Here is a 22013-nt window from a genome sequence, read left to right as displayed (position 1 = left end):
GATGCGAACCCTGGTGGTGATCCCCACCTACCTCGAAGCGTTGAACATCACCGAGGTGCTCCACCGGGTGCGCGAGGTGTTGCCAGACGTCGACATCCTCGTCGTCGACGACAGCAGCCCCGACGGCACCGGCGCGCTGGCGGAGGCGGCTGCCGCCGCGCTCGGCGGCATCGACGTGCTCCACCGGCCCTCGAAGGACGGCCTCGGCCCCGCCTACCGCGCCGGGCTCGGGCTCGGCCTCGAGCGGGGCTACGACATCCTCGTGCAGATGGACGCCGACCTGTCCCACGACCCGGCGGTCCTCCCACGGCTCCTCGAGGCGGTCCACGCCGGGGCCGACGTCGTCATCGGCTCCCGCTACGTCCCCGGTGGGTCCGTCCCGGACTGGCCGTGGCACCGCGAGGCCCTCTCGCGCTACGGCAACCGCTACGCCGGGTTCACGATGCGCACCGGGGTGGCCGACTCGAGCGCCGGGTTCCGCGCCTACCGGGCGACGGCGCTCCAGGCGATCGACCTCCCGGCCACCCGCGCCCGCGGCTACGGCATCCAGCTCGAGATCACCTACCGGATGTCGCGACTGGGTGCGGGGATCACCGAGGTCCCCATCGCCTTCACCGACCGCCTGCGGGGGAAGTCGAAGATGTCGATGCGGATCATCGCCGAGGAGATGGTGCTCATGACCTGGTGGGGCGTCCGCGACCGGGTCCTCCGCCGGGGATCCGCCCCCCGCAGCAGCCGGCCTCTCGGCTGATCAGTACGGCCAGGTGGGGTCGCGGTGACCGAGCAGCCGGGTGAGGCGCCCCAGCCGGGCGACGATCAGCACCTTGATGGCGACGTTGCGGGCGAACCACGGCACCTGGGCCACCTGACGAAGCGCGTTGGTCGCCCGCCCCGTCGGTGACAGGTCCTCCCGCCGGTACTCGGCCATCGACCGTGACCGGTCGACGTAGCGGAAGCGACCGCCGGCGAGCAGCGTCGTGGCGATGGCGAGGGTGACCCCCACCGAGGAGAACGAGTCGTGGATGAGCAGGGTGCCACCCTCGGCCACCCGGTTCCCCCAGTCGACGATGTCGGCCCTGGCCGGTGCGAAGCGGTGCGCACCGTCGATGTAGAGAAGCTGGATCGGACGGTCGACCGACCCACCGGCCTCCTGGGAGGGGAGCCGGACGTGGCGCACCCGGTCGGCAACGCCCGCTCGCCGGAGGTTGGCGAGGTAGGTCTCATGGTCGCGCTGGCCCTCCTCGGCGGGCCCGACGATCTGCTGAGGACCGCGGTCGTTGCCTGCGTGAGGATCGATCGCCACCACCTCGGCGCCCGCGGGGGCGGCGGTGGCGAGCACGATCGCCGAGCGTCCGTGGTAGCTGCCGATCTCGACCACGAGGTCGCCGTCGCCGAGGGCCGACGCCCGGTCCCAGAGCAGTCGTGCCTGGCCCTCGCTCATCCAGCCCTCCACGTCGGCGACCGACGCGAAGGTCGACTGGAACGATGCGGGCGTGGGCATTGGGCGGCCTCGGGGTAGGTCGGACGGTCGTCGATGTCGGGCCGTCGGCAGGGGGGTGACCTAGGATAGATCGCTGCCGTTCGCCCTCCGCTGGCGTCCACGACGCCCGGCGACCCGTCCCCGATCCTGACGAGCCCGCCTCCGTGACCACCGAGCCCTCGGCGTGACCTCCTCCGATCACGCGTCCAACATCGCCAAGCTCGGCGACATCGCCGCGTCCGCCGGGCTCCGCCGCATCCACCTCGTGTCGTGGCGCGACCTCGACGACGTGGAGGCGGGCGGCTCCGAGGTCCACGCCGCGACCGTCTCGCGGCTGTGGGCCGAAGCCGGGATCGAGGTGCTCCTCCGCACCTCCTACGCCCAGGGCCACCCACCCCGTGTGCGCCGGGACGGCTACGACGTGGTCCGCAAGGCCGGTCGCTACATGGTCTTCCCCCGCGCCGCCATCACCGAGGCCGTCGGGCGCTACGGGAAGGCCGACGGCCTGGTCGAGATCTGGAACGGCATGCCCTTCTTCTCCCCGCTCTGGGCGAGGGGGCCCCGGATCGTCTTCCTGCACCACGTGCACGCCGAGATGTGGCAGATGGTCCTCCCACCCAGGCTGGCGGCGATCGGCGACACCATCGAATGCCGCATCGCTCCGCTGCTGTACCGGCGGTCGCGGATCGTGACGCTGTCCGAGTCCTCCAAGCGCGAGCTGGTCGACGACCTCGGGTACCACGACGACCGCGTCACCGTGGTCCCGCCGGGCGTCGAGCCTGCCTTCACGATGGGCGACGAGGCGCGGTCTCCGCACCCGTTGGTGGTCGCCGCCGGCAGGCTGGTGCCGGTGAAGCGCTACGACCTGCTGATCGAGGCCCTGGTCGAGCTCAAGGCCCGCCAGCCCGCTCTCGAGGCGGTCATCGTCGGGGAGGGCTACGAGCGCATCGACCTCGAGCGGCGAATCGCCGCCCACGACGCCGGCTCCTGGCTGCACCTGCCCGGTCGCCTGCCGTTGGAGGAGCTGATCTCGCTCTACCGGCGCGCCTGGGTGCTCACCAGCGCGTCGGCCCGCGAGGGATGGGGAATGACCATCACCGAGGCGGCCGCCTGCGGCACACCGGCAGTGGTCACCGACATCAACGGTCACGCCGACGCCGTCGTCGCCGACCGCAGCGGGCTGCTGGTCGACGGGCGTGACGGTTTGGTCTCCGGCCTCGACCGGGTCCTCTCCGACGACACCCTGCGCGCCCGGCTCTCCGAGGGGGCCCGCGCCCACGCCGCGCCCCTCACCTGGGAGGCCACCGCCCTCGGCACCCTCCAGGCGCTGGCCGACGAGGCGAACCGACGCCGGCGTCGATGAAGCGTCCCCGCTGGCCCAGGCGACGGCGCGCGCCCAGAGACCAGAGCGACGAGGGGATCGTCGCGGCCCGCCGACGCCGGCGAACGTCCGTCGGGCGACACCTGCTGCTGGTGGCCATGGCCTACGTCCCCCTGGTGCTCACCTCGCCGGGACGAGTGGCGGCCGACACCAAGACCTACCTCTACCTCGACCCGGGTCGCCTCCTCTCCCGAGCGGCGTCTATGTGGGACCCCAGCATCGGCCTCGGCACCGTGACCCACCAGAACATCGGCTACCTCTGGCCCATGGGGCCCTGGTACTGGGTCTTCGAGCGCCTCGGGTCACCCGACTGGGTCTCCCAACGCCTCTGGCTCGCCACCGTCATGTTCGCGGCCGGCGCCGGGGTGCTCTACCTCCTTCGCAGCTTCCGCTGGCGCGGCCCGGGGATGTTGGCGGCGGCGACGCTCTACATGCTCAGCCCGTACGTCCTCCACTACGGGGCCCGCATCTCGGTGATCCTGCTCCCCTGGGCTGCCCTCCCCTGGCTCATCGGCCTGACCGAGCGCGCCGTCCGTCGGCGCACGTGGCGCCACCCCGCCCTCTTCGCCCTGGTGGTGGCCACCGTCGGCGGAGTCAACGCCACCGCCCTGGTGATGGCGGGGATCGGGCCGTTGCTGTGGCTCCCGTTCGCCATGGCGTCGAACCGGGAGATCACCGGTCCGACGGTCGTCCGGGCCGCCGGGCGCATCGGCGTCCTCAGCCTGGCGTGCTCGCTCTGGTGGATCGCCGGACTGGCCGCCCAGGGCGCCTACGGCATCGACATCCTCCGATTCACCGAGACGGTCGAGACCGTGGCCCGCACCTCGCTGGCCTCGGAGGTGCTCCGCGGGCTCGGCTACTGGTTCTTCTACGGCGGCGACCTCCTCGGGCCATGGATCGAGCCGGCACGGAGCTACACCCAAGAGCTGTGGCTCATCGCCATCGGGTTCGCGGTGCCCGTGGTCGCCTTCACCGCTGGCGTGGGCATCCGGTGGCGGCACCGCGCCTACTTCGTCACCCTCCTCGCCGTGGGCACCGCCGTGGCGGTCGGGGCCTTCCCCTACGACGGCCCGTCGCCGCTCGGCGCCCTGTTCACGGACCTGGCGACCTCATCGACCGCGGGCCTGGCGCTCCGCAGCACGCCTCGGGCGGTCCCCCTCGTCGCCCTCGCCCTCGCCGTCCTGGTGGCCGCCGGCATCTCCGCCCTGGCCCGGCGCTCGCCGCCCCTGGCGCTGCCCGCCACGCTCGCCGCCGTCCTCCTGGCGGTCGCTGGGCTGCCCCCACTCTGGACGGGCGACATGATCGGGGAGAACCTCGAGCGTCCCGAGGAGATCCCCACCCATTGGCACGAGGCCGCCACCTGGCTCGACGAGCGCGGTGACGCCACCCGGGTCCTGGTCGTCCCCGGGATCGACTTCGCCTCGTACCGGTGGGGCAACACCGTCGACCCCGTGCTCCCCGGTCTGATGGACCGGCCCATGGTGGCCCGGGAGCTGATCCCCTACGGCTCACCCCCGTCGGCCGATCTCCTCATGGCCCTCGACCGGCGCTTCCAGGAGGGCATCCTCGACCCGGCCGCTCTGGCGCCGATGGCTCGCCTCCTCGGCGCCGGCGACGTGCTCTTGCGGTCGGACCTGCAGTTCGAGCGCTACCGGACGCCTCGCCCCCGGGCCTTGCGGGCCGAGCTCACGCCGACCCCGACGGGGCTGGCCGAGCCGGTGACCTTCGGCCCGCCGGCGCCGAACGACGCCGTCCGCTCGATCCCCCTCGTCGACGAGATCACCCTCGCCACGCCCCCCGGTGCGCCCCACCCCGCGCCCGTGACGATCTTTCCCGTGAAGGACCCCCGCCCCATCGTCCGCGTCGCGCCCGCCGGCCGCCCGATCATCCTCGCCGGCGATGGTGAGGGCGTGGTGGAGGCAGCTGCCGCCGGCCTCCTCGATGGACCCGGGGCGCTGCTGTACGACGCCGACCTGCTCGATGCCGAAGACCTCCGCGCCGCGATGCTCGATCGGGGCGCGACGCTGGTGCTGACCGACTCGAACCGGCGGCGAGCACGTCGCTGGAACACGGTGCGCGAGAACGTCGGCGTCACCGAGCAGACCGGCGAGGTCGCGCTCGAGGCCACCGACGTCGACCAGAGGCTCCTGCTGTTCCCCGGCGCCGGCGACGACACCCGGACGGTCGTCGAGCAGCGCGGGGTCCGGCGCGTTCAGGCCTCGAGCTACGGCAACCACATCAGCTACAACGCCGAGGACCGCCCCGCCTACGCCTTCGACGGCAATCCCACCACGGCGTGGCGCACCGGAGCGTTCGGCGACGTCATCGGCGAACGACTGCTCGTGGAGGCGGAGTCACCCGTCACCACCGACCGGGTGGGTCTCACCCAGACCCTCACCGGCGCCCGCAATCGCTGGATCACCGAGGTAGAGCTCCGTCTCGACGGCGAGCCCGTGGGACGGTTCGTCCTCACCGAGGCGTCGAGGACCGAAGGCGGCCAGGTGATCCCCCTCGGGGCGTCGCGCACCTTCACCACCCTCGAGGTCATCGTCGTCGACGACAGCCACCGCGGCGTGGAGGTCGACGGCCTCAGCTCGGCGGGCTTCGCCGAGGTCGACGTCGCCGGGATCCGCGTCGACGAGGTCGTGCGCCTCCCCCGCTCGCTGCTGTCCACCACCGGCGAGGCGTCCGCCGACCAGCCCCTGACGATCCTCCTGGCACGAGCGCGCTCCGATCCGCGCGAGCTCTACCGCAGCGACGAGGAGGTGGCGCTCAGCCGGGCCTTCGAGCTCCCCACTCCCCGACGCTTCGAGCTCACCGGACAGGCACGGTTGTCGGCCCGAGCACCCGACGCCGTCATCGATGCCGCGCTGGGCCACGAGGGCCTCCCCGCCGCCCGGTCGTCGGACCGCATCGTCGGCAACATCGGCGCCCGGGCAGCGTCAGCCTTCGACGGTGACCCCTCGACCGTCTGGCGACCGCCCGTGGGCGAGCAGGTCGGCCGGTGGGTCGAGCTCGAGTCCGGCGCCCCGATGGACCTTGACGGCGTCGACCTCACCGTCGTCCGCGACGGCCGCCACTCGGTGCCCACCCGAGTCCGCGTGGTGGCCGACGGGCGCGAGGTCGCAACGGTCGACGTCGCCCACCAGGACGACGTGGCCACCGAGGGGGCAACGGCGACCACCCGGCTCGACCTCCCGCCCGTCCGGGCCACGACGGTTCGCCTCGTCGTGGAGGAGGTCCGCGTGGTCACCGGGACCGACTCGTTCTCTGACTTCCCCCACACCCTGCCGGTGGGGATCGCCAACATCAGCCTGCCGGTGCGGATGCCCCCGACGCCCGACCAGGTCGACTCCGGCTGCCGCACCGATCTTGCGACCATCGACGGCGAGCCCGTCTCACTGCGTGTCACGGGCTCCCTCGGCAACCGGACCGGCAGGCAGGGCCTGCAGGTGAGCGGCTGCGGAGCGATCAGCGGCGGCATGGACCTTCCGTCGGGTGAGCAGGTGCTGCGCGCCGCCGACGGACGTTCGACGGGGATCGACCTCGATCGACTGGTCCTCACCGCCGATGTCCCGACCCCGGGGGTCACGACCGCCTCGCCCGTCCTCGAGGTCACCGGGCAGGGACGCAGCAGCGTCGACCTCGACGTGAGCGCCATCGATGGCCCGTTCTGGCTCGTGCTCGGCCAGAGCCACAACGACGGGTGGGCGGCCTCGGCCGACGGCCTCGGTGACCTCGGGTCCCCACGGATCCTCGACGGCTACGCCAACGGCTGGTGGGTCGAGCCCGGAGACGCCGACACGCTCAGCATCGCCCTGCGCTGGACCCCGCAGCGATGGGTCTGGCTTGCCCTCGCCCTCTCGGCACTTGGTGTCCTGCTGTGCCTCGCCCTCGCTGTGCTCGACCGCCGCCGAGGCGATCTCATCCCCGACGAGGACACCTCCCTGCCCTGGCAGCCGTGGTTGGACTCACCGCTCACCGGCGCAGGGGGGCGTCCCGACGTCACCGTCACCGCAGCGGTGGCGGTGGCGGCAGGCGCCATCGCCGCCCTGCTCCTGCGCCCGTGGGCAGGGCCGCTGGTCGCCGTCCTCGCCCTCCTCGCGCTGCTGGTCCGGCGGGGCAGAGCGGCCATGGCTCTCGGCTCGGTCGGCTTGATCGGCGCCGCCGGGGCCTATGTCGTCGTCAAGCAGGCCCGCAACGCCTACCCGCCGGACTTCGGCTGGCCCTCGTTCTTCGAGACCGCCCACATCCTCGCCTGGCTTGCCTTGCTCCTCCTCCTCACCGACGTCCTGGTCGCTTGGGCGAGACGCCGGCGCCACTTCGGCTGAGCCCCTACCGACGACGGAGGCGCACTCCTCGGACCGCGTGGTCGCACCCCTTCTCCAGGATGAGGTGAGCGCGCTCGCGCGTCGGCGCGATGTTCTCTCGCAGGTTCGCCCCGTTGATCTCGCGCCAGATCCCACGGGCGGTCGCCACCGCCTCCTCGTCGCTGAGGGCGGCAAAGCGGTGGAAGTACGAGTCGGGGTCGGTGAAGACCGTCGCCCGGAGCGTGAGGAAGCGTTCCACGTACCACTGCTCGACGTCCTGCTCGAGGGCGTCGACGTAGATCGAGAAGTCGAAGAAGTCGGAGACGAAGACCGAAGGGGGCCGTCCCCCTCCCGTGCCACCGGTCTGCAGGACGTTGAGCCCTTCTACGATCACCACGTCGGCCCGGCGGACGACCTGCTCCTCGCCCGGGACGATGTCGTAAGCGATGTGTGAGTAGACGGGCGCAGTGACCTTCTCGGCACCGGACTTGAGAGCCGCCATGAACTCCACGAGGCGTCGTTGGTCGTAGCTCTCCGGGAAGCCCTTGCGGGCCATGAGGCCGCGCTCCTCGAGGACCGCGTTCGGGTGGAGGAAGCCATCGGTGGTGACGAGGTCGACGCGCGGGTGGTCGGGCCAGCGAGCCAGCAGGGCCTGCAGGATGCGGGCCGTGGTGCTCTTGCCGACCGCGACGCTGCCGGCGACCGCGATGACGTAGGGCGCCTTCGCTGCGGGACGTCCGAGGAAGGTGTCGCTGACGGTGGCCAGGCCCTGCGTCGCCACCACGTGGAGGTTGAGCAGCCGCGAGAGCGGCAGGTAGACCTCGGCCACCTCGTCGAGGGACACGTGCTCGTTGACGCCCTGGAGGTCGGAGAGATCCTGCTCGTCGAGGGTGAGCGGCGTGGCGGCTCGCAGGGCGCTCCACTCCGCCGCGCTGAAGTCGGCGTAGGTCGAGGCTGCAGTGCCCCGTCTCGCTCCGGCGCCCACATCAGTCCTTGCTGGCGATCTGGTTCGGCGTGACGTTCACCTTCGGCTCGTACTCGGCGACCTCGACATCCCGGGCCACTCCCCCGAGCGTGGCCGCGAGGGCGGACCGGCAGGTGCCGCAGGGGCCGTAGAAGCGCTCGGAGACGTCCTGCTGACAGCGGGGACAGGTGAAGCTGAGTCGGTCGGGAACATCCTCGGTCACCCCGCCACGATGCCAGACTGCGCCGCCCACACCGGCCAAACCGGTGGCTACCACTCACTCGGGGGCCGTCGGCGATCCTTCTTCTCCGAGTGCTTCCGCTTGGCCTCGACCCGCCGGCGCTTGGCCGCCCGGGAGGGCTTGGTCGCACGACGGGCGGGCACCACCCGCAGACCCTCGGCGAGCCGGGCCGACAAGCGCTCGAGGGCCAGCGAGCGGTTCCGTGCCTGCGACCGCTCGTCGGACGCGGCTGCCACCACCACCGGTCCGAGACGCTCCAGGAGCCGTTCCCGCTGGCGGGGGCCGAGCGACGACGAGGCGGTGATGTCGAAGATCACCTCGACACGGGTGTCAGAGGTGTTCGCGTGCTGGCCCCCGGGCCCGCCGCTGCGCGTGAAGCGGAACGCCAGCTCCGAGAGGGGGATGGTGCACGACCGGTTCACGACGAGGCGGTCGGGGTCAGCCACGCTCCGACCGTACCGGAGCCCTCCGCTACGTTCCCGGGCCATGAGCAACCCGGTCGCCCTGGTCCACGGCTTCGCATCCTCCTTCGAGCGCAACTGGCGGGAACCCGGCTGGGCCGACCTCCTCGCCGAGGCCGGCCGCGAGGTCGTGCCCGTCGACCTGCTCGGCCACGGGACGGCAGAGCGCCCCCACGACCCGGCCGCCTACGCCAACCTCGAGGGCCACCTCGGCGCAGCCCTGCCCTCGGGACCGCTCGATGCCATCGGGTTCAGCCTCGGGGCGCGCGTCCTGCTCGGCCTCGCCGCCCGCGAACCCGCCCGCTTCGAGCGACTCGTGGTCGCCGGCGTCGGCGAGAACCTCTTCCGTGACCACGACGCCGAGCCCCTCGCCCGGGCGGTCGAGACCGGCGATGGCGGGGCGGGAGGCATCGCCCACCTGTTCGTGCAGTACGCCGCCGGCTCGGGGAACGACCCCGTCGCCCTCGCCGCCTGCCTGCGCCGGCCCGAGGAGCCGCTCACCGAGGCCGACCTGGGGCGCATCACCTGCCCGGTGCTCGTCGTGCTCGGCGACAAGGACTTCGCCGGCCCCCCCGACCGCCTGGTCGCGGCCCTGCCCGATGCCCGACTCGTGGTCCTGCGCAACGTGGAGCACTTCGCCACCCCGAAGGACTTCGGGTTCATCGACGCCGCCCTGGAGTTCCTCGACGCCGTCCCGGCGTGACCTCGTGAGCTAGAGGTGCTCGGCAGCGGCAGCCTGGACGGCGGGGGTGATCGACTCCCAGTCGGCGCCGGGACGCCGCGTGACCGTCACGAAGTCTGCCGTGGCGAAGACCGACGCCACTCCCCCGCCCGCCAGGATGGCCGCAGCGAAGGGGTACGGGGCCGCTGCCTCCGGCGTCGAGACGTTGATCATCTCGGGCAGGGTGGTGTCGAGCGTGTACTTCATGGCGTCGGGGTTGGGCGTCGGGGACGGGGTCGCGGTGGCCATGGCCCCAACCTACCGAGTGCCGTCGCCGCTGCCGTCCACCTCGGCCCGGTCAGGCCTCGCGCTGGATCTCGGGGCGGTCGAAGTGCTCGTCGGCGATCTGCTCGGCGGTCCTCGCCAGCTCCAGCTGGAGCGACTCGATCTCCTCGGTGAGCATGGCCGCCCGCTCCCGGCGGCCCTGCACCAACGCCCGCTCGCGCTTCTCGACGAGGTCGGTGAGCTGCAGCTCCACACCCACGGCGTGGTCCTCGAGACGGGGGTCGGTCATCGCCTGGCCCTACCCGGCGTCGCCGCGCAGCACTCACGGTGCCCGGCGTCGCACGCATCGAGTGGTGGTGTCCCTAGCATCGTCGCGATGGCCCCACGATACGACCTCGTGATCGTCGGCATGGGGTCGGCCGGGATGCCCGCTGCCGAGTTCGCCGCCACCCTCCCCCTCAGGGTGGCCATCGTCGAGCGCGACCGGGCCGGTGGCGACTGCCTCTGGACCGGCTGCGTCCCCTCCAAGGCCCTCCTCGCCGCCAGCCGTGCCGCCCACACCATGCGCACCGGGCACCGCTGGGGCCTGCCCGTGCTCGACCCCGAGATCGACACCGCGGCAGTGTGGTCGCGGGTCCGGGCCGTGCGAGCCGAGATCGCCGCCACCGACGACGACCCCGCCCGCTTCGCGCGACTGGGGGTGGAGGTCATCAAGGGGGAGGCCACCGTCACCGGCCCCCACGAGGTCACCGTCGGCGAGCGCAGGCTCCGGACCCGTTTCGTCCTGGTGTGCACGGGGAGCCGTCCCGCGACCCCGCCGATCGATGGCCTCGACGAGGTCGCCCACCTGACCAACGAGGACGTCTTCGAGCTCGACCGAGCGCCCGCATCCCTGGTGGTGGTGGGTGGGGGGCCGGTCGGCGTCGAGATGGCCCAGGCGATGGCCCGCCTCGGCGTGGACACCACCATCCTGCAGCGAGGCGATCGCCTGCTCGCCCGCGAGGAGCCCGAGCTCGCCGACCGGATGACCACGATCCTGCGGGCCGACGGGGTCGACGTCCGGCTCGGCGTCGACGCGGCCCGCCTCTCCCTCGACACCACCGGGCGCAAGGCGGTCCAGTGGATCGGCCAGCTCGGCGTTCGCCAGGTCGCCGCCGACGAGGTCCTCCTCGCCGTGGGCCGCACCCCCAACGTGGAGGGCCTCGGCCTCGAGGAGCTCGGGGTGGGGATCGGGGCCCACGGTGTGGTCGTCGACGACCGGATGCGCACCACCGTGCCGTCGGTCTATGCAGCTGGCGACGTGAACGGCCGTGCCCGGTTCACCCACGCCGCCGCGCACCAGGCCGTCCGCGCCATCCGCGACATGTTCTTCCCAGGCACCGGCAAGGCGAGCGCCCTGGTCCCCTGGTGCACCTTCACCGACCCGTCGCTGGCCCACGCCGGACTCACCTCCGTCGAGGCTCGCCTCGAGCACGGCCCCGACGTCGAGGTCCACCGCGTCGAGCTGGCCCGCTCGGACCGCGCACGCGCCGATGGCAGCACCGAGGGCGTCATGATCGCCGTCACGGCTCGGGGTCAGCTCGTGGGGGCGCACCTCCTGGCCCCCGAGGCGGGCGAGGTCATCCACGAGCTCGCCCTCGCCATGCACGTCGGAGTGAAGCTCACCGACCTGGCGTCGCTGGTCCACGTGTACCCCACCATCTCGACCTCCGTGGGCCAGATGGCCGCCGAGGCGGCCTACGCCCGCGCCTCCCGGTACCACTGGCTCGTCCGTGCCGGCCGCTGGGCGTCCCGCCTCCGCCGAAGGTAAGCGCCTCGCCGCAGGTCGGTGACGGGCCCCGCATCATGTGTTTTGGATGGTGAGGCCGCCGTCGACCACCAGGACGGCGCCGGTCACGAAGGACATGGCAGGGAGCACGAGGCTCAGAGTGGCGTGGGCAACCTCCTCCGGGTCGCCGTAGCGCCGCATCGGCACCCGCCGCCGGGCGAACTTCGCCTTGGCCTCCTCGGGGATCCCTGCGGTCATGCCGGTGCGGATCGGCCCCGGGCACACGCAGTTGACCGTCACGCCGGTCGGCCCGAGCTCGACGGCGAGGGACCGGGTCAGCCCGATCACACCGTGCTTCGCTGCGGTGTACGGGCTGATGTACGCCGTGGCGCCGAGCCCCTCGGTGGACGCGATGTTCACCACCCGGCCCGCGCCGTCTCGGATCAGCGACGGCAGGCAGGCCCGGACCATCCGTCCGTGGGCGGTGAGGTTCACGGCCACGGTGGTCGACCACGCCACCTCCCATGCCTCGTCTCCGATGGCGCTCGGGATGCTGACCCCCGCGTTGTTCACCAGGATGTCGACCGGGCCCAGCTCGGCCTCGACGGCGGCCACCACGGTCGGGATCGCCTGGGCGTCGGTGACGTCGAGCACCCACCCCCGCGCCGTGCCGCCGGCACCCGTGATCTCGGTGACCACGGCGTCAACACCCTCCTGGGTGCGGTCCGTGACCGCCACCCGGGCACCCTCATCGGCCATCAGGTGGGCCGTGGCCCGGCCCATCCCGCTCGCCGCTCCGGTCACGAGGGCGACCCGTCCGTGGATCGACCGCTCCAGCACCGTCAGCCTCGTCGTCATGCGCGGGACCGTAGCGGCCGCCAGCCGGCCTGACCCCAGGGTCAGGTGACCTACGATCCGGCGGTGACCGCCGTGGAGCTCGACGACGACGAGGCAGCCGCCGCCTCCTTCCCCAGTGCCCGCCGCCCCGACCGCACCCGAGCTGTGTCCTCCTGGGGCCTGCGTCTGGCGGTCTACGAGTGGGGCGACCCCGACGGCCCGCCGCTCCTCCTCGCCCACGGGGGCTTCGACTTCGCCGGCACCTTCGACGTGTTCGCCCCCCTGCTGGCCGAGCAGGGCTGGCGGGTGGTGTCGTGGGACCAGCGGGGCCACGGCGCTTCCGAACACGCCGCCCTGTACAGCTGGGATGCCGACGTGCGCGATGCCCTCGCCGTGCTCGACACGGTGACGCAGACCCCGGTCCCTGTCGTCGGCCACTCCAAGGGCGGCGGGCTCATGCTCCAGCTCGCCGACGCCTGCCCTCACCGGGTGAGCCACCTGGTCAACCTCGACGGCCTGCCCTCCAACCGACCCACACCCGACGTCCCCGACCACGAGCGAACCAGGTTGCTGGCCGGCGATCTCACGGCGTGGCTCGACCACCGCCGTCGCGCCGCCCAGGCCGAGCGCAAGCCCGGGAGCCTCGACGACCTGGCCCGACGGCGGGGCCGCATGAACCCCCGGCTGCCGGTCGAGTGGCTCCGGTACCTCGTCACCGTCGGCGCCCGCAAGGACCCCGACGGCTGGCGGTGGACCATCGATCCCGCCCTGCGCTTCGGCGGGTTCGGGCCCTGGCGGCCGGAGTGGTCGCTGCTGCGCATGCCCGGCTTCGGGATGCCGTTCCTGGGTGTGCTCGGTCTCGTCCAGGAGGACATGGGCTGGGGCACGACGCCCGACGACGTGCTGGCCTACCTCCCACCCGGAGCGACCTTCGTGCCGATGCCCGACGCCGGCCACTTCGTCCACATCGAGCGGCCGGCCGAGATCGCCGCCCTCATCGCCGACTTCCTGCCGAGGCCCTGACGTGAGCGACCCCACCCTCCTCACCCACAACAGGGTCACCCTGGCCCTGCACGAGCTGCGCAGCGGCACGGGACGGCCGCTGTTGCTCCTGCACGGCCTCGGCGAGCGCGCACCGGCGGAGGTGCCAGCGGTGGCTGCGGCCTGGCCAGGTCCGATCCACGCCCTCGACCTCACCGGTCACGGCGCCTCCACCGTCCCCGCCGGGGGCGGCTACACGTGCGAGGTCCTCATGGGCGACGCCGACGCCGCCATCGCCCACCTCGGGCCGGTGACCGTCCTCGGGCGCGGGGTCGGCGGCTACGTCGCCCTGCTCATCGCCGGCGGCCGGCCGGCCGAGGTGCGCGGCGCGATCATCGCCGACGGCCCCGGCCTCTTCGGCGGCGCCTCCGGCCCGTCGTCGCCCCGACACACCACCGTCCCGGCCGACGCCGTGGCCCCGCCCGACCCCTTCGCCCTCCAGGACCTCGCCACCGACGTCCGCCCGCCGGACTACGCCACCAGCTTCGTCAGGCAGGCCACCCACGGCTCGGGCCTCGAGACCCCGATCACCGTGGCCGCCATCGGCAGGCCGGTCTGGCTCGAGGCCGTGGTCGGGGAGGTCGGGGTCGCCACCGGCTCCGTCGCCGAGGCCCTTGCCACCTACGCCGACGTCATCTGAGGAGGCTCCCATGGCCACGCTGTCCATCAGCCGCACCATCTCCCTCCTGGCCGAGCAGGCACCGGACCGACCCGCCATCACCTGCGACGGACGCACCATCAGCCGCGGCGAGCTCGACCGGCGCACGAACCGCCTAGCCCGCGCCTACCAGGCGCTGGGGGTGCGCCAGGACGACCTCGTCACCATCGCTCTGCCGAACAACATCGAGTTCTACGAGGCGACGATCGCCACCTGGAAGCTGGGCGCCACCCCCCAGCCGGTGTCGGCCAAGCTGCCCACACGCGAGCGGGAGGACATCGTCGAGCTGGCCGACCCGGCGATCGTGGTCGGCGCCGAGCCCGGCAGCCACGGCGGACGCACCGTCCTGCCTGCCGGTCACGAAGCCAGCCCGTCGCTGTCGGACGAGCCGCTCCCCGACCGGTCACCCGCGTCCTGGAAGGCGCCCACCTCCGGCGGCAGCACCGGCCGGCCGAAGATCATCCTCGCCGGCAACGGGGGGCGCCTCGACCCCGAGGCGGTGCCCGGCAGCCGCATGCGCCGCGACGGGGTGCAGCTGGTGCCCGGCCCGCTGTACCACAACGGGCCCTTCGCCTTCTCGATGCGGGGCCTCCTGCACGGCAACCACCTGGTGGTCCACCGACGCTTCGACGCCGCCGCCACCCTTGCCGACATCGAGGCCCACCGCGTCGACTGGGTGCTCCTCGTCCCGACGATGATGCACCGCATCATGCGCCTGCCCGAGGCCGACCGCCTCGCCAAGGACCTCTCCTCGCTCGAGACGGTCCTGCACCTCGGGGCGCCCTGCCCCCCGTGGCTGAAGGAGGCCTGGATCGAGTGGCTCGGCGGTGAACGGATCGCCGAGCTCTACGCCGGGACCGAGGCGCAGGGCGTCACCTGGATCATGGGTGACGAGTGGCTCGAGCACCGGGGCTCGGTCGGGCGGCCCATCGGCGGCTCACAGATGAAGATCCTCGGCCCCGAGGGCGACGAGCTGCCACCGGGTGAGGTCGGTGAGGTCTTCATGCGGCCCGCCGAGGGATCCGGCCCGACCTACCGCTACATCGGCGCCGAGGCGCGCGAGCGCGATGGCTGGGAGTCGCTCGGCGACCTGGGCTGGCTCGACGAGGACGGCTACCTGTACCTCGCCGACCGCAGCGCCGACCTCATCCTCTCCGGAGGCGCCAACGTGTACCCCGCCGAGGTGGAGGCGGCACTCGACGAGCACCCGCTCATCCGCTCGAGCGCCGTGATCGGCCTCCCGGACGACGATCTCGGGGAGCGGGTCCACGCCCTCCTCGACACCACCGGGGAGGTCGGGGACGACGAGCTGCGGGAGCACCTCGGCGGACGGCTGGTCCGGTACAAGGTCCCGCGCACGTTCGAACGGGTCGACGAGCCCCTCCGTGACGACGCCGGGAAGGTCCGCCGCTCGGCCCTGCGCGCCGAGCGCCTTCCTCCTCCGGAGGCCTGACGCCCCGGGTAGGTTCGGCGCACCACGACCACCAGGGGGAAGCGCAGTGCGAGCAGCAGTCCTACCCGAGATCCCGTCCGCCCTCGAGATCCAGGACGTCACCATCGACGCGCCGGGTCCGCGCGAGGTGCTCATCGACACCGCCGCCGCCGGCGTGTGCCACTCCGACCTCCACTTCATGGAGGGCAAGTACCCCTACCCGACCCCGGCGGTGCTCGGCCACGAGTCGGCCGGGGTGGTCGCTGCCGTCGGTCGCGACGTCACCTACGTCGAGCCCGGCGACCACGTGATCACCTGTCTGGCGGTGTTCTGCGGCAGCTGCGCCTACTGCACCAGCGGCCGTCCGCAGCTCTGCGACAAGACCGAGACCCGGCGTCCTGCCGACGGCCCGCAGCGCCTGTCCCGCGACGGCCAACCGGTGTTCCAGTTCCTCGACATGTCGAGCTTCGCCGAGCAGATGCTCGTGCACGAGCACGGTGTGGTGAAGATCAACCCCGAGATGCCCCTCGACCGCGCTGCCCTCATCGGCTGTGGCGTCACCACCGGCCTCGGCGCCGTCTTCAACACCGCCAAGGTCCGTGCCGGCGAGACCGTGGTCGTGCTCGGCGCCGGCGGCATCGGCCTCAACTGCATCCAGGGCGCCGCCATCGCCGGCGCCGGCCGGATCATCGCCGTCGACATGGTGGCCTCGAAGCTCGATCTGGCCCGCTCCTTCGGTGCCACCGACACCGTTGACGCTTCTCCGGGCGATGCCGTCGCCCAGGTGATCGAGCTCACCGGCGGTGGCGTCGACCACGCCTTCGAGGCCATCGGCCTCAAGGTGGCGGCCGAGCAGTGCTTCGCCATGCTGGCCAAGGGAGGCACGGCCACCATCATCGGCATGATCCCCATCGGCCAGAGCGTCGAGCTCCCCGGCTTCGCGTTCCTCTCCGAGAAGCGCATCCAGGGCTCGAACATGGGCTCCACCAGGTTCCGGATCGACATGCCCCGCTACGTCGACATGTACCTCCGGGGTCGCCTCAAGCTCGACGAGCTGGTCTCGGCCCGCCGGCCCCTCGACGAGATCAACGCCGCCTTCGACGCCATGAAGGCCGGCGAGGTCGCCCGCAGCGTCATCACCTTCTAGGTCCGGCGAGGTTTGGCGCCCGGGCGGTGCTCAGGTGAGCAGCAGGTCCCGGAGGCGGTCGAGGGTGGTCGGCGCCATGCCCCCTCCTTCGACCAGGTAGCGCTCGACACCGCCGTGGTGGTCGTCGACCCGGTCCAGCGCGGCACGCAGGGCCGGGCGGGGCGCGCTCAGGAACGGCCGCACCCGCTCGACATCGACCCCCACGGCCTCGAGTCGGGGTCGCAGCTCCTCGACCCGGCGGTTCGAGCGCAGCACCGTCGAGAGCTCGTAGTCGTCGAGGATGTCGCCCTCATCGACCCCGAGGACAGCCAACAGCAGGGCGGCGCTCACCCCCGTGCGGTCCTTGCCGGCGGTGCAGTGGAACAGCGCCGGCAGCCCCTCCGCATCGGTGAGGCGGGTCAGCAGGGACGCGAAGCTCGGCGCGGCCTCATCAACCATCTGTTCGTACAGATCCACCATGAAGCCGATGCCCAGCTCGTCGAGCTCGCCGGCGAGGAGCTGGTCGATCAGCTCCCGGCCCTCGCCCGCGTCGCCCCCGATGGCGAGGACCACCGAACGGACGCTCCCGTCGACGGGCAGCGCGCTCGGCGCCCGCTGCCGCTCCACGTCGCGCCGCAGGTCGTACACCACCCGGAGGCCCATCCGATGGAGCAGGGCGGCATCGGCGACGGTGAGGCCGCCGAGCGCGTCGGAGCGGAAGACCCTCCCCCAGCGCGTCGTGGCTCCGCCGGCGGCCCGGTACCCACCGAGGTCGCGGAAGTTCAGGGCACCCTCGAGGGCGACCTGGCGCTCAGCGGCGACGACCGCAGGGCCGCCGGCTGCAGGGGCGACCGCGACGTAGTGCCGTCCGGGCTCGAGGCCGGTGAGGCGCACCTCGGTGCCGTCGTCGACCCGCGCCACGGGGGCGGCGTGGTCGATGGCGTCAGGGGTCGGACCCACGCTCACCTCGACCGGGACCGGGTCACCGACGCTTCGCCACCGCACGGTGAGGTCGCCGTCGCCGACGCCCTCGACGGTGAGGTCGGTGATGGTGGCGCTCATCGGCCCTGCCCCTCCCGTCCCGTGTCGGACACGGATCGACCACCTGCTCGGATGTCTGCGAAGCCTAGGGGCCGGCCTCGAACGACGCTGACGACACGACGACCGGGCGGACCCCGACGCCCAGGCCCCCGAGACCCGACCCCTCAAGATCGGCGTGCAACGGCCGATGCTCCGAGGGAAGGGAGATCGATGCCGTCCAGCCAAGCACCACCGCCCGTCCCGACGCGGGCGGCACTCGACGACATCGGCTCCATCGCGCCCTTCTCCAAGGTCTTCGACGTCGCTCCCACCGGGATGGCCCTGGTCATCGAGGAGGACCTCATCGTGGCGGTGGCCAACCAGGCCTTCTGCCGGCTCCTGGGGCGAGACGCGGCCTCCGTCCGTGGTTCGCACGTCTCCGACGTGGTCCACGTCGAGGACCTCGTCGATCTCGCCCAGGGCGCCAACCGGGTCATCACCGACGTCGCTCCCACCTTCGTCGGGACCGCACGCCTCCTCGCAGCCGGCGGCCCGATCTGGACCGAGGTCCGGCTGAGCGCCCTGCCCGCGATCGAGGGAGACCCCCGGATCTTCGTGGTGCAGGTCACGGACATCACCGAGCGACTCCAGCACGACGCCATCGTCGCCCACCAGGCGATGCACGACGACCTCACCGGCCTGCCCAACCGGCTCCTGCTCGCCGACCGGCTCCGCCACGCCCTGGCCCGGCGCACCATCCGCTCGGACGACGTCGCCGTCATGGCCATCGACCTCGACCGCTTCACCCTCGTCAACGAGACCTTCGGCCAGACGGGCGGGGACATGCTGCTGCGCATCGTCGGAGAGCGAATCGCGACGGTCATCGGGCCAGCTGACACGGTGGCCCGGGTGGGCTCCGACGAGTTCGTCGTCCTCTGCGAGGCGGTCACCGGGACCGATGCTGCCCTGACGACGGCCCAGTCCATCGCCGCCGCCATCGGCGAGCCGCTCTGGCTCGACGCCACGGGGGGCGCCGTGGAGATCCTCACTGCCGCCAGCGTTGGTGTCACCGTCGCCGGCCCCACCGAGACCGATGCCGCCGAGATCCTGCGCGAGGCCGACGCCGCGCTCCACCGCGTCAAGGGCCACGGCGGCGGGCAGATCCACCTCTACGACCGCGAGTCCTTCGACGGGGCCGTGGAGCGGCTACGGACCGAGAACGCCCTTCGCGACGGCATCCAGCGCGACGAGCTCTTCGTCCTCTTCCAACCTGCCATCTCGTTCGCGTCCGGGCGCATCGCAGGGGTCGAGGCCCTCGCCCGCTGGACGCACCCCCAGCGCGGCCTGGTCCTCCCCGACGAGTTCATCCCCCTGGCCGAGGAGTGCGGTCTCATCGACCCCATCGGGCGCTGGGTGCTCAGGGAGGCGTGCCGAGCGGCCGCGGGCTGGTCCGACGCCGTCGAGGGACCGCTGGACCTGGCGGTCAACGTCTCTGCCCGCCAGCTCCGCGATGACAGCCTCGTCGACGCCGTCGTCGAGGCCCTGGCCGACAGCGGGATGCCACCCGAGCGGCTCTGTCTCGAGGTCACCGAGACCGCCCTCATGGACGACCGAGTCGACGGCGTGGCGATGCTGCAGAACCTCAAGGATCTCGGTGTCCGCATCGCCCTCGATGACTTCGGCACCGGATGGTCGTCGCTGGCCCACCTCCGCGACGTCCCCCTCGACGTGGTCAAGATCGACCGGACGTTCGTCCGCTCTGCCGTCGAAGAGGTCGCCGACCAGGAGATCGTGCGAAGCGTGATCCAGCTCGGTCATGCCCTGGGACTCGCCGTGGTCGCCGAGGGCATCGAGGACGACGAGCAGCACCGGCTGCTCGCCGACCTCGGCTGCGACCAGTGGCAGGGCTACCTGTGCTCGGTCCCCGTCAGCGATGCCGAGCTGGCCGCCATGCTCGACCGGCAGGAGCCAACGGGCACCGTCGAGTCCCCGTAAGCCACTCGCGCCCGTCTCGGTGGCGACGGCCGTCCCTTCCTCGGGCGCCACCGCGCTTTGGCCTCCCGCGCCGGTGACCGGTAGGTTGCGCGCCACCGAAAGCCACATCGGGCGCACCTTGCCGCGCCCACACCTCGCCGGGTGTCCGACGCCCGGCCCGATCAGGAGAGATCCTTGGACTCCGTTCCCTACCTCGCCGTCGTCGCCGCGCTGGCTGGCCTCGGCCTCGCCTTCTACTTCTTCGGCGTCGTCAAGAAGGCCAGCCCGGGCGATGCCCGCATGGTCGAGCTGATGGAGGCCATCCAGGAGGGCTCCCGGGCCTTCCTGCGCCGTGAGTACCAGGCGGTGGCGATCTTCGTCGTCGTCCTGTCGGTGCTCATCGCCCTGCTCCTCGACAACGGCCTCTACGCCGCCGGGGCCTACCTGGTCGGCGCCGTGTTCAGCGCCCTGGCGGGCTTCATCGGGATGACGGTGGCCACCATGGCCAACGCCCGCACCGCCGAGGCGGCCAAGTCCGGCGCCCAGGTCGCCCTGCCACTGGCCTTCCGGGGCGGGGCGGTCATGGGCTTCACCGTCGCTGGCCTCTCCCTCATCGGCGTCGCCGCCGCCTACATCCTCTTCGTCGACGTCCTGACGATCGAGAACCCGATCCAGGTCGTCACGACCTACTCCCTCGGCGCCTCGTCGATCGCACTCTTCGCCCGCATCGGCGGCGGCATCTACACCAAGGCCGCCGACGTCGGCGCCGACCTGGTCGGCAAGGTGGAGGCCGGCATCCCCGAGGACGACCCGCGCAACCCGGCCACCATCGCCGACAACGTGGGTGACAACGTCGGCGACGTCGCCGGCATGGGAGCGGACCTCTTCGAGTCCTACGCCGGCTCGCTCATCGCCCCCATCGCCCTGGCAGGCTTCGCCTTCGCCGACACCGTCGACGGCGTGCCCGCGGGCTTCCAGGAATCCGCCCTCCTCTACCCGCTGGCCATCGCCACCTTCGGGATGCTCGCCGCCATCGTCGGCGCCTTCACCGTCAGGACCGGCCCCGGCGCCACCGGGCGCGACCTCGCCAAGGCGCTCCACCGCGGCACCTACGTCGCCGCTGGCTTCACCGTCGTGCTCGCCTTCGTCCTCGGTTGGTGGCTCTTCGGCGACATCACCGACCGCTGGTGGGGCTTCCCCATCGCCGTGGTCGCCGGCCTCCTCGCCGGCCTCGCCATCGGCAAGCTCTGCGAGTACTACACCTCTGACCACTACCAGCCGGTCAAGGACATCGCTGCCTCGTCCGAGACGGGCTCGGCCACCACGATCCTCGCCGGCATCGCCACCGGGAAGATCTCGGTCACCGGCTCGGTGCTGCTCGTCGTCGCCGCCATCGGCGCCGCCTACGCAGGCGCCGAGTACGCCCTGCCCGACCTGGCCAACTCCGGCATCTACGGCGTGGCCATCTCCGGCATCGGCATGCTCGCCACCCTCGGCGTGGTGGTCGCCACCGACGCCTACGGCCCCATCGCCGACAACGCCGGCGGCATCGCCGAGATGGCCCACCTCGACCCATCCGTGCGCGAGGTCACCGACGAGCTCGACGCCCTCGGCAACACCACCGCGGCGGTCGCCAAGGGCTTCGCCATCGGCTCCGCCGTCCTCACCGCCCTGGCGCTGTTCGTCTCCTTCCAGGAGTCGATCCGGGCCTCCGGTGGCGAGATCACGCTGAACATCGGCGACGTCGACGTCTTCGTCGGTCTCTTCATCGGCGCCATGCTCCCGTTCCTCTTCGCCGCCCTCACCATGAACGCCGTGGGCCGGGCCGCAAACCAGATGATCGAGGAGGTGCGTCGTCAGTTCCGGGAGATCCCGGGCCTGCGCGAGGGTCGCGAGGGCGTGGTGCCCGAGTACGCCAAGTGCGTCGACATCTCCACCAGCGCCGCCCTCAAGGAGATGATCGTCCCCGGCTCGCTTGCCGTGGTCGTGCCGCTCGTGGTCGGCTTCATCTCGGTCGACGCGCTCGGCGGCCTGCTCGCCGGTGTCCTCGTCACCGGCTTCGCCATCGCCATCTACATGGCCAACGCCGGCGGCGCCTGGGACAACGCCAAGAAGTACATCGAGGCCGGCCACCACGGCGGCAAGGGCTCAGAGCCCCACAAGGCTGCGGTCGTCGGCGACACCGTGGGTGACCCGTTCAAGGACACCTCTGGTCCGGCCATGAACATCCTCATCAAGGTGATGACCGTCGTGGCGCTGATCTTCGCCCCGGCCTTCGTCGACTTCGGCCTCTTCGAACCCCGCCGGATCACCTCACGGTGCACCGTGACCGCGGCGAGCACCTCGGGGTCGGGCGCGACCCCGAGGCCGGGGC

The 22013-nt window shown here is 72.4% G+C and carries 19 protein-coding genes; 11 read left to right on the top strand and 8 right to left on the bottom strand.

Annotation, left to right across the window (positions count from 1 at the left end; genetic code table 11):
- Window position 1: 1 nt before the first annotated feature.
- Window positions 2-751: a polyprenol monophosphomannose synthase gene (locus VMN58_04685; protein ID HUF32490.1), complete on the top strand. Its 750-nt coding sequence runs from the start codon at window positions 2-4 to the stop codon at window positions 749-751.
- On the opposite strand, the gene VMN58_04680 is transcribed toward VMN58_04685, so the two are convergent.
- Window positions 752-1501 carry a class I SAM-dependent methyltransferase gene (locus tag VMN58_04680; protein ID HUF32489.1) on the bottom strand — a complete coding sequence of 250 codons (750 nt, stop codon included), beginning with the start codon at window positions 1499-1501 and terminating at the stop codon, window positions 752-754.
- A 163-nt stretch (window positions 1502-1664) separates the two neighbouring features.
- Here VMN58_04680 and VMN58_04675 point away from each other — a divergent pair, with 163 nt between their 5' ends.
- Both VMN58_04675 and VMN58_04670 read left to right on the top strand, forming a co-directional pair.
- Window positions 1665-2843, top strand: a complete 1179-nt coding sequence (locus VMN58_04675; protein HUF32488.1) for a glycosyltransferase family 4 protein — start codon at window positions 1665-1667, stop codon at window positions 2841-2843.
- Entirely contained in the window at window positions 2840-7192 is a 4353-nt protein-coding gene (locus VMN58_04670; protein HUF32487.1) for an alpha-(1->3)-arabinofuranosyltransferase family protein, read from the top strand. The genes VMN58_04675 and VMN58_04670 overlap by 4 nt, the downstream gene beginning before the upstream one ends.
- Window positions 7193-7196: 4 nt before the next feature.
- Here VMN58_04670 and coaA read toward each other — a convergent pair whose 3' ends face one another.
- Genes coaA through arfB form a run of 3 tightly spaced genes read right to left on the bottom strand, consistent with a single transcriptional unit; the run spans window position 7197 to window position 8822 of the window.
- Window positions 7197-8156: a type I pantothenate kinase gene (coaA, locus tag VMN58_04665; GenBank protein ID HUF32486.1), complete on the bottom strand. Its 960-nt coding sequence runs from the start codon at window positions 8154-8156 to the stop codon at window positions 7197-7199.
- A gap of 1 nt (window position 8157) precedes the next feature.
- Window positions 8158-8358, bottom strand: a complete 201-nt coding sequence (locus tag VMN58_04660; protein HUF32485.1) for a hypothetical protein — start codon at window positions 8356-8358, stop codon at window positions 8158-8160.
- Between the two features lie 47 nt (window positions 8359-8405).
- Window positions 8406-8822, bottom strand: a complete 417-nt coding sequence (gene arfB, locus VMN58_04655) for an alternative ribosome rescue aminoacyl-tRNA hydrolase ArfB (GenBank protein HUF32484.1) — start codon at window positions 8820-8822, stop codon at window positions 8406-8408.
- A gap of 40 nt (window positions 8823-8862) precedes the next feature.
- Between arfB and VMN58_04650 the strand changes: the two genes are divergently transcribed.
- A complete protein-coding gene (locus VMN58_04650) occupies window positions 8863-9540 on the top strand; it encodes an alpha/beta fold hydrolase (protein ID HUF32483.1) in 678 nt (225 codons plus the stop codon).
- Window positions 9541-9549: 9 nt separating this feature from the next.
- Here VMN58_04650 and VMN58_04645 read toward each other — a convergent pair whose 3' ends face one another.
- The gene (locus VMN58_04645; protein ID HUF32482.1) at window positions 9550-9807 is read right to left on the bottom strand and encodes a NifU N-terminal domain-containing protein; all 258 of its coding nucleotides are present in this window, start codon (window positions 9805-9807) and stop codon (window positions 9550-9552) included.
- A gap of 49 nt (window positions 9808-9856) precedes the next feature.
- Window positions 9857-10072 (bottom strand): hypothetical protein, encoded by a 216-nt coding sequence (locus VMN58_04640; protein ID HUF32481.1) that lies wholly within the window; start codon window positions 10070-10072, stop codon window positions 9857-9859.
- 87 nt (window positions 10073-10159) lie between these two features.
- Here VMN58_04640 and VMN58_04635 point away from each other — a divergent pair, with 87 nt between their 5' ends.
- Window positions 10160-11593 carry an FAD-dependent oxidoreductase gene (locus VMN58_04635; protein ID HUF32480.1) on the top strand — a complete coding sequence of 478 codons (1434 nt, stop codon included), beginning with the start codon at window positions 10160-10162 and terminating at the stop codon, window positions 11591-11593.
- Between the two features lie 33 nt (window positions 11594-11626).
- Here the strand turns inward: VMN58_04635 and VMN58_04630 are convergent, their stop codons facing one another.
- A complete protein-coding gene (locus VMN58_04630) occupies window positions 11627-12409 on the bottom strand; it encodes an SDR family NAD(P)-dependent oxidoreductase (protein HUF32479.1) in 783 nt (260 codons plus the stop codon).
- A gap of 63 nt (window positions 12410-12472) precedes the next feature.
- On the opposite strand from VMN58_04630, the gene VMN58_04625 reads away from it, so the two are divergent.
- The 4 genes from VMN58_04625 to VMN58_04610 are packed head-to-tail and all read left to right on the top strand — an operon-like array spanning window position 12473 to window position 16666.
- Entirely contained in the window at window positions 12473-13411 is a 939-nt protein-coding gene (locus VMN58_04625; protein ID HUF32478.1) for an alpha/beta hydrolase, read from the top strand.
- 1 nt (window position 13412) lies between these two features.
- The gene (locus VMN58_04620; protein HUF32477.1) at window positions 13413-14069 is read left to right on the top strand and encodes an alpha/beta hydrolase; all 657 of its coding nucleotides are present in this window, start codon (window positions 13413-13415) and stop codon (window positions 14067-14069) included.
- A 10-nt stretch (window positions 14070-14079) separates the two neighbouring features.
- Window positions 14080-15540, top strand: a complete 1461-nt coding sequence (locus VMN58_04615; protein ID HUF32476.1) for an AMP-binding protein — start codon at window positions 14080-14082, stop codon at window positions 15538-15540.
- A 46-nt stretch (window positions 15541-15586) separates the two neighbouring features.
- Window positions 15587-16666: a Zn-dependent alcohol dehydrogenase gene (locus VMN58_04610; GenBank protein ID HUF32475.1), complete on the top strand. Its 1080-nt coding sequence runs from the start codon at window positions 15587-15589 to the stop codon at window positions 16664-16666.
- A 30-nt stretch (window positions 16667-16696) separates the two neighbouring features.
- Here the strand turns inward: VMN58_04610 and VMN58_04605 are convergent, their stop codons facing one another.
- A complete protein-coding gene (locus VMN58_04605) occupies window positions 16697-17707 on the bottom strand; it encodes a tyrosine-protein phosphatase (protein HUF32474.1) in 1011 nt (336 codons plus the stop codon).
- 189 nt (window positions 17708-17896) lie between these two features.
- Between VMN58_04605 and VMN58_04600 the strand changes: the two genes are divergently transcribed.
- Both VMN58_04600 and VMN58_04595 read left to right on the top strand, forming a co-directional pair.
- Window positions 17897-19660, top strand: a complete 1764-nt coding sequence (locus tag VMN58_04600) for a bifunctional diguanylate cyclase/phosphodiesterase (GenBank protein HUF32473.1) — start codon at window positions 17897-17899, stop codon at window positions 19658-19660.
- Between the two features lie 174 nt (window positions 19661-19834).
- On the top strand, window positions 19835-22013 hold a 2179-nt coding region (locus VMN58_04595), incomplete at its 3' end, for a sodium-translocating pyrophosphatase (protein ID HUF32472.1).

The sequence above is a fragment of the Acidimicrobiales bacterium genome (assembly GCA_035512495.1).
In the GTDB taxonomy this organism is placed as follows: Bacteria; Actinomycetota; Acidimicrobiia; order Acidimicrobiales; family CADCSY01; genus DATKDW01.
Note: the sequence above shows the minus strand (reverse complement) of the source record. Positions and strands in the feature narration are given on the sequence as shown.